This is a genomic window from Pseudomonas aegrilactucae, from assembly GCF_019168305.1.
GTDB classification, from domain to species: Bacteria; Pseudomonadota; Gammaproteobacteria; order Pseudomonadales; family Pseudomonadaceae; genus Aquipseudomonas; species Aquipseudomonas aegrilactucae.
In genome coordinates, this window is record NZ_JAHTBI010000118.1 from 1 (window position 1) to 7,662 (window position 7,662).

Below are 7,662 nucleotides of genomic sequence, written 5' to 3' on the forward strand. Positions count from 1 at the left end.
ACAGCGACTGGCTGCAGCTGACGTTCCGCTTTGTCGACCAGGACGCGCAGAAGCTCGACTACCTGTCGCGCCTGATTGCCCGCGGTACGGCGCAGAAGCACTTCGTGCCGGGGGCCTGACAGGCCTTTGTTGCCTGTGCTGGCCTCTTCGCTGGCAAGCCAGCTCCCACAGGGTTTTGCGGTGCATGCAAGACCCTGTGGGAGCTGGCTTGCCAGCGAAGAAGGCGACGCGGTCAGAAGGTGTGGTCGGCCGTCACAAAGAACGACCGCGGCTCACCCAGGATCCATTGCTGGCCGTTATTGTACTGGCTTTGCGCATACTGGCGGTCGAACAGATTGTTCAGCTGCAGGCCCAGCGTGGTGCCGTTCAGCACCTGCCAGGCGATCGAGGCGTCCACCACGGTATAGCTCGGCAGCTTGGCGGTATTGCCCATGTCGGCGTAACGCCCGTCCACATACCGCACCCCGGCCCCCGCCCGCAGCGTATCGCTCAGGCCCTTGCTCGCCCACAGGTTGGCGGTGCGCCCCGGCACGTCGGTAGGCCGGTTGCCTGCCCGCGATACCATCACCCCGTTCACTTGCTGCTGGAATTCGTCATAGCGTGCGCGCACGAATGCGGCGTTGGCCTGTACCTGCCAGTCGTGCGGCAGTAGCAGGTCGAGGCTGGCCTCGATGCCGTCGGACGTCTGCTGGCCGACCTGCAACTGCCGGCCGGTACCGATCTGCGACGGGTCATCGGTGAGCAGGTCTTTCTTGACGATGTGATATGCCGCCAGGGTCCACTCGCCGCGCTGTTCCCAGAACTGCTGCTTGATGCCGATCTCACTCTGGCGGGCCTTGGACAGCCCGTATTGCTGCTGGTCGGGGCTCAGCGAAATCAACCCGCCGATGCCGTCGGTGCTGGTGGCATGCTGGCCGTAGAGCGACAGCTCGGGGGTGAGGGCAAACACCAGGCCGGCCTTCCAGTTGTTGCCGTCCAGGCTGGTGTCGCTGCGTTTGTTGGCGGCCGCTTCCTCGCGCAGGTCATTGCGGTCCAGGTGCACCACGTCACGGCGCACACCGGTCACCAGCGACAGCCGCTCGGTCAGTTGCAGGCGGTTCTCGGCGAACACGGCGAACTGATGAGTGAGGCTGTCGAACTGCGGGCGGTACGCCGAGCTGCTGGCAAAGCCGCTGCGCTGCGGGTGGTGCAGGTCGATCGGCTCGCCGCCGGCATTGCTGTCGATGAACGGATTGTTGCTGTTGAGCTGGAAGCGGATGCGGTTGTAGTCGGCGCCTACCAGGGTCTGGCTGTCCAGGCCGAACAGGCTGTGCTTGAGGGTGAAGGTGTGGCGGTCGCCGAGCTGCTCCTGCTGGTGCTTGATGCCGTAGTTGCCGCTGCGCAGCAGTTGCTGGCCGGCGGCGTCCCAGGTGTAGTTCTCGGCGTTCTGCCAGCGGCGGTTGGCCTTGAGGTAGTACAGCTCGTTGGTTGAACTCAGGCTGTCGCTGATCTGCCAGTCGGTGGTCAGGCGCGTCCACTGGTCGTTGTAGTGCTGCTTGTCGTTGCCGATGTTGTAGTTCTTCTCGCGCAGGCTTTCACGCAGGTGCCCGTTGATCAGCGGCGTGCCGAAGTAGTTCATCGGCTTCTGGTCGCCGTAGTCGTGGGCCAGGGTGAACGCCAGGTCGTCGTTGGCCTGCCAGCGCAACGCTGCACTGATGGCGGTGCTGCTGGCGTCGCCGTGGTCGATCCAGCCGTTGCTGCGCAGCTGGTTGAGGTTGAGCCGGTAGCTCAGGCCGTCGGTCAGCGAGCCGCCGCTGTCGAAGGCGGTCTGCTGGCTGTCGTGGCTGCCGTAGCCCAGGCGCAGTTTGTTGACGATCTCGCCCTCGAACGGCTTTTTCGGCACCACATTGGTCACCGCGCCCGTCGCGCCTTCGCCATACAGCACCGAGGCCGGGCCGCGCAGCACATCGATGCGCTCGACCGTCCAGGTGTCGACCGGGAAGGTCACGGTGCCCATGCCGGTGTACATGCGGTTGCCGTCGAACAGCTGCATCACCGAACTCTGCCCGGTAAAGCCGCGTGCCTGCAGCGAGGTGCCGCCGTCACCCGGGGTGCCGGTGCGGCTGATGCCGGTGCTGCGCGACACCGCGTCCTGCACGCTGCGATCACCGCGTGCACGCACCTGCTCGCCGCTCAGGCTGTCGACACTGGCGGGGGTCTGCAAGGCCGTCAGGTTCAGGCGCGAGCCGGCGCTGGTCGGGGTGTCGAGGCTGACCCGCTGCTCGGCGTCGGCGGTGGCGGTGATGGTGCCGGCAGGCAGGGTCAGGGTGTTGGCCAGGGCGCTGTTGCACAGGGCCAGCAAGCTCAGGGAGCCGATCAGGTAGGTGTTCATCAGGAGGGAAATCGCTTGTCCATAACAAGGCCCGGCGCGTCGTTGCACCGGGTTCGAGGCGGGAATTCATCGGGGCGTATAATGTAACATTTGCGCCGTGGGCGATAGCGCGTCGTGCTCATGCTGGTCATGAGCACGCTTCAGGTTGGGCTCAGGCCCGCGCCGGCAACGCGCGACGCGCCACGCGCCGGTCCAGCAGCCACACCACCAGCATCGACAGCCCTACCAGCGGGAAGGCCACGCCGAGCACCAGCATGATCGCGGTGGCGACTTTCCAGCGTGGCAGGTCGTGACGCAGCGGTGGCACGCCCAGCCCACCTTGCGGGCGGCGTTTCCACCACATCACCAGGCCGCTGACCGAGCCCAGCAGGATCATCAGGCATACCAGCAGGATCAACAGCTGGTTCAGGCGCCCGAACATCTTGCCCTCGTGCAGCATCACACCAAGCTCGGTGGCGCGGGCGACGTTGCTGTAGTCCTGCCAGCGCACGTCCACCAGCACCTTGCCGGTGTACTGGTCGACATGCAGGGTGGCGTCGTTGCGCGGGTCGTCGGCGAACACCGCAATGGTGAACACGCCCGTGGCCCCGGTGGGCAGGGTGATGCTGTAGCCGGGCTCGACCGAACGGGTGGTGGCCAGGTCCTGCACCTGCTGCAGGCTTACCTGCGGGGCGGCCGGCGCCTCGTGCATGGCGCCGTGCTGCATGTGCTCGGCGTGCGCGCCGGACTGTGGCATCGGGGTGTTTTCCAGGGCCCAGGGCACGGTCTGGCGGGTGGCGCTGTTGAGGTCGCGGGCCTGCTGGTCGGACTGCGGCACCTCGTTCCACATCGCCGCCGGAAAGCGGTTCCACAGGTCGGCGTACTGCTTGCCCCAGAAGCCCGTCCAGGTCATGCCACTGAGCAGCATGAACAGCAGCAGGGCCGCGCCCCAGAAACCGCTGACGGCATGCAGGTCACGCCACAGCAGGCGGCCGCGGGCATTCAGGCGTGGCCACAGCACCCCGGCCGAGGCCTTGCCGCGCGGCCACCACAGGTACAGGCCCGACACCACCAGCACGATGCCCCAGCCGGCGGCCAGCTCCACCAGGCGATCGCCCAGGGTGCCGATCATCAGTTCGCCGTGCAGGGCGCGGGCCACGGCCTGCAGGTTGTAGGTGGCGTCCTGCTCGCCGAGCAGGTTGCCTGAGTAGGGGTCGATGAACACGTTCAGCTCGCGGCCGCTGTCGTTGACCACGAACTGCGCGCTGCGCTCGGCCGTCACGGGCGGCAGGTACTGGCTGACGTGGCCGCGCGGGTAGGCCGCCTGCACGGTGTGCAGCAGGCTGTCGGCGCTGTGCGGGTGATGGCCGGCCTCGACCACCATCAGCGGGCGGTACAGCAGCGGGTCGAGCTGCGGCTTGAACAGGTAGATGATCCCGGTGACAGCCAGCAGGATCATGAACGGCGCGACGAACAGCCCGGCATAGAAGTGCCAGCGCCACGCCAGGTTGTAGAAGGAAGGTTGCGGTTTGCTCATGGAGCGCTCCCGGTAGTGCAAGGGGGCGCGGCCTGTGGCCGCGCCCGGGTGGGCATCAGAAACTCAGGTCGATCCGGGTCCAGAGCGTACGCCCTGGCTCGTTGATCGCCTGCGGGTCACTGGCCGGGTAGCCGAACCCGGCGTTGCCCGCCAGGTTCAGGTGCTCGGCATAGGCCTTGTCGAGCAGGTTGTCGACGCCGGCACTGAGCGTGAGGTTGTTGTTCACGCGGTAGGCACCGTTGAGCGAGAACACGCCGAAGCCTGCGCTCTTCTCGTAGTCCTTGCCCACCACGTTGCCTGCACCCTCGGCAATCCGGTTCTGCGCCGACACCAGCCGCCACAGCGCGCCGGCACTCCAGTCGTCGCGGCTGTAGGTCAGGCCCAGGCGGCTTTCCAGCGGCGGCATCTGCGGTAGCGCCTTGCCATTGCTGCTGTTCTTGCCCCAAGCGTAGGCCAGGGTCGCGTCGGCTTTCCAGTTGGGCGTGAACTGATAGGCCGCGCCCAGTTCGCCGCCCATGATGCGCGCATCGATGTTCTGCGCCTGGGTGTTGAGCATGCCCATCATGCCGGGGCGGTAGTCGAACAGGATGTAGTCGCGCACCTGGCCGACATAGCCTGACGCCCAGGCCTCGAGCTGTTCGGTCTTGTACTGGAGGCCGAGGTCGAGCTGGGTGGTCTTCTCCGGCTTGATCGAGTCGAATGCATTGAGCGAGCCGGCCGGGCCGGACCTGGGCGAGAACAGCTCCCAGTAGTCGGGGAAGCGCTGCGCATGGCCCAGCCCGATGTAGGTGGTGGCGGGGATGCCCTGCAGGTCGTGCTCGTAGCGCACGAAACCGCTGGGCAGGGTATCGGCGCGGGTGTTGCCGGCGGTGGCGCTGGTTTCCCGAAAGTCCTTGGCCGATGCACGGTCCAGGCGTGCGCCGCTGATCAGGCGGTCCTGGCTGGAGGTTTCCCAGGCCAGCTCGGCGAATGCGCCGTAGTTGTGAAAGTCGGCGTCCTTGGTCCAGGGCTCGGCCTTGTGCGCATCCACGCCCATGCCGCCGCGCTGGCGGTGTTCGTTGGTTTGGGCGTCGATGCCGCTGACCAGTGTGACGTCTTCCCAGCGCCAGGTGGCCTTGAGGCGCCCGCCCAGGGTGCGCCGGTCGACGTTGCTGACCATCGGGCCGGCCATCATGCCGCTGGTGGGCGAGCTGCGCAGGCTGTAGTTGTCCATCACGTGGTCGGCGTAGTTGTAGTAGACCTGCGCCTCGACCTTGTCGAGCACCCCGCCCAGGTTGGACTTTTCGAAACGCAGGCCCAGGCTTTCACGCTTGAACTGCGAGCCGTCCATGCCGCGCCCGGCGTAGCGTGCCTCGCCATCGCCCTTGCCGGCGGTGAGTTCGAGCAGGGTGTCGGCGTCTGGCGTCCAGCCCAGGGCCACGTCACCGTTCCACTTGTCCCAGCGCGACGGCACGGTGTCGCCATTGCCGTCCTCGTAGTCGTCGGTGCGCGACTGGTTGCCGATCACGCGCACGTAGCCCAGGCGGTGGCCGGCGGCCGCATCCAGCACCTTGTCCAGGCGCCCGTTGGAACCGGCCAGCAGGCTTGCGTTGACGCGGCTGCCGAGCTCGCCGAACTGTTCAGGTTCACGGTCGAAGAGGATGGTGCCGGCCGAGGCGCCGGGGCCCCACTGCACACTTTGCGGGCCCTTGATCACGGTAAGGCGATCATAGGTCTGCGGCGAGATGTACGAGGTGGGGGCATCCATGCGGTTGGGGCAGGCGCCGAGCATCACGCCGCCGTTGGTGAGGATGTTCAGGCGCGAGCCGAACATGCCGCGCAACACCGGGTCGCCGTTGGTGCCGCCGGCACGGATGGCCGAGAAGCCGGGGATGGTCTTGAGGTAGTCGGCGCCGTCACTGGCCGGTACCGGTTGGCGCGGGTCCTTGGGGTTGGTGACGATGGTCAGCGGCGAGCTTGGCGCCACGGCGGTGATCACGGTGGGGCTCAGCTCGGCATGGTCGTGGTCGTGGCCGGGTTCGATGGCGTGGGCGACGGGGCTGAGCAGGGGGCCGCACAGCAGGGCGAGGGTGCCTTGCAGAGACAGGCGCAGAGCAGCGGTAGAGCTGGACATAGGTATTCCAACATCGTGTAGTCATGAAGGTGCGCGCGGTCGACGGCAAGGGGCCGGACCGTTGGGCGCAGGTTGGGGTTCAGACGACGTGGTTGGCGGGCGGGGCGCGGCTGCGGGCGCCGGGGAAGATGGCCTGGCGGGCGTGGCCCTGGCGTGGTTGCACGACCAGGCGGGTGTTGCCTGGGGCGGCCTCGGTATTCAGCGGGCTGAGGGTTTGCGGCAGGGCCGGGCAGTGGAAGAACAGGCTGCAGTAGCCGCATTTTTCCCAGATGACATGCAGCGCCTGGGTGTCGGTGTGGCTGCTGGCATGGCTGTCGGTGTGGCAGTCCATGGCCATGTCCATGCCGGGCATGGCGGCACGGTGATCCATCGGCATCGACTGGGAGACCAGTGGGCCGATGAAGATCATCAACATGGCGAACAGGCTCAGCCAGCTGCCGCGTGCCCTCTTGAGGTCAGCGGTGCGGGCCAGCCTGCTGCGGGGCAGGCGCATGGCGCGTGGCCTTCAGCGGCTCAGTGGCTGTGGGCGCTGCCCTCGGGGGCCTGCTTGTGCACGGCCACTTCAACGGTGATAGTGCCGGCCTTTTCGAAATGCAGGGTCAGCGGGAAGCGCTTGCCGTCGCTGAGCAGGCTGCGGTCCTTGGGTTGCATGAGCATCACGTGATAGGCGCCGGGGGCGAACACCAGGTCGGCGCCGGCGGGTACCTCGACGCTTGGCACCTGTTGCATCTTCATCAGGCCGTCCTTGTGCACATGCTCGTGCAGTTCGGCGGTATCGGTGATCGGGCTGTCGACGCCGAGCAGGCGGTCGGCGGTCTTGCCGTTGTTGTGCACGATGAAATAGGCCGCCACGTTGGGCGCATTGGGCGGCAGTTCCTGCGACCACGGGTGGGCGATGTGCAGTTCGCCCTTGCTGTATTCATGGGCGTTGGCAAAGGTGGCGGGCAACAGCAGGGTGGCCAGCAGCAGGGCGCTCTTGAGCATGATCAATCTCCGTTCGATTCGGGTTCGCGTACCGGTAGCGTAGTGAACTCAGGCCGAGGGAGAGGCGCGCGGGTTGAGCGCGGGCCATTGCTGGCGCGGGGTGGGGTGGTGGCGGGCGAGCAGCGGTTGCGGGCTGTTTAGGTCGTGTTCGGGCATCACCAGGCGGGGTGGGTGGCCGGGCAGGGCGAGCAGTGGTGCGGTGCCTGAGCAGCACCAGCAGTGCTGCATCGTCGAATGATCGTCGTTGTGCTGCGTGCCGTCGGCGGCGGTCAGCGAGATGGCGATCATCTTGGTCACGCCACTGGAGCAGAAGGTGCCCCACAGCAGTTGCTCGGGTTGAGCTTTTGCGGCAGCGGCGGACAACGGCATGGCCAGCAGATTGAACAGCACTGCGCAGCAGGCGATCCAGGCGTAGGCGAGCCGGTGTGCGGGCATGGAGAGATCCGGTCAGGAATCGAGTGGGGGCTATTTAGCCAGATGTCGCAGTATATGTAAAAAAGGCGGGGTGTGATGGAGTGTCGCAGGTGGGGTAACTGCGTCGACGGGGGTGTCGACCTTTCCCCCCCCAGCACACAGATCCTGTGTCGAGCCAACAAGGCTGGCGATGCAAATCTGACAGGCCATGGCGCGTTGCAGCAAATGTGGGAGCTGGCTTGCCAGCGAAGCGCCGCACGGGCG

At 66.7% G+C, this 7,662-nt stretch carries 6 protein-coding genes and 1 pseudogene; 1 reads left to right on the forward strand and 6 read right to left on the reverse strand.

Annotated features, from left to right (window positions below):
- Positions 1–119 (forward strand): annotated as a pseudogene (locus KUO17_RS24840) (response regulator); the annotation flags it as partial.
- Between the two features lie 113 nt (positions 120–232).
- On the opposite strand, the gene KUO17_RS24845 reads toward KUO17_RS24840, so the two are convergent.
- From KUO17_RS24845 to KUO17_RS24870, 6 genes are all read right to left on the reverse strand, one after another.
- A complete protein-coding gene (locus KUO17_RS24845; protein WP_217978209.1) occupies positions 233–2,371 on the reverse strand; it encodes a TonB-dependent receptor in 2,139 nt (712 codons plus the stop codon).
- 151 nt (positions 2,372–2,522) lie between these two features.
- Positions 2,523–3,887: a PepSY-associated TM helix domain-containing protein gene (locus KUO17_RS24850; RefSeq protein ID WP_217978210.1), complete on the reverse strand. Its 1,365-nt coding sequence runs from the start codon at positions 3,885–3,887 to the stop codon at positions 2,523–2,525.
- Between the two features lie 55 nt (positions 3,888–3,942).
- The gene (locus KUO17_RS24855; protein ID WP_217978211.1) at positions 3,943–6,000 is read right to left on the reverse strand and encodes a TonB-dependent copper receptor; all 2,058 of its coding nucleotides are present in this window, start codon (positions 5,998–6,000) and stop codon (positions 3,943–3,945) included.
- A gap of 79 nt (positions 6,001–6,079) precedes the next feature.
- The gene (locus tag KUO17_RS24860; RefSeq protein WP_217978212.1) at positions 6,080–6,493 is read right to left on the reverse strand and encodes a DUF2946 domain-containing protein; all 414 of its coding nucleotides are present in this window, start codon (positions 6,491–6,493) and stop codon (positions 6,080–6,082) included.
- A gap of 20 nt (positions 6,494–6,513) precedes the next feature.
- The gene (locus KUO17_RS24865) at positions 6,514–6,984 is read right to left on the reverse strand and encodes a copper chaperone PCu(A)C (RefSeq protein ID WP_217978213.1); all 471 of its coding nucleotides are present in this window, start codon (positions 6,982–6,984) and stop codon (positions 6,514–6,516) included.
- A gap of 48 nt (positions 6,985–7,032) precedes the next feature.
- Positions 7,033–7,419: a DUF2946 domain-containing protein gene (locus KUO17_RS24870; protein WP_217978214.1), complete on the reverse strand. Its 387-nt coding sequence runs from the start codon at positions 7,417–7,419 to the stop codon at positions 7,033–7,035.
- Positions 7,420–7,662 lie beyond the last annotated feature (243 nt).

Coding starts and splice junctions, on each gene's coding strand:
- KUO17_RS24870 (WP_217978214.1), bottom strand. CDS start 7,419: ATGCCCGCACACCGGCTCGCCTACGCCTGGATCGCCTGCTGCGCAGTG.
- KUO17_RS24845 (WP_217978209.1), bottom strand. CDS start 2,371: ATGAACACCTACCTGATCGGCTCCCTGAGCTTGCTGGCCCTGTGCAAC.
- KUO17_RS24855 (WP_217978211.1), bottom strand. CDS start 6,000: ATGTCCAGCTCTACCGCTGCTCTGCGCCTGTCTCTGCAAGGCACCCTC.
- KUO17_RS24850 (WP_217978210.1), bottom strand. CDS start 3,887: ATGAGCAAACCGCAACCTTCCTTCTACAACCTGGCGTGGCGCTGGCAC.
- KUO17_RS24860 (WP_217978212.1), bottom strand. CDS start 6,493: ATGCGCCTGCCCCGCAGCAGGCTGGCCCGCACCGCTGACCTCAAGAGG.
- KUO17_RS24865 (WP_217978213.1), bottom strand. CDS start 6,984: ATGCTCAAGAGCGCCCTGCTGCTGGCCACCCTGCTGTTGCCCGCCACC.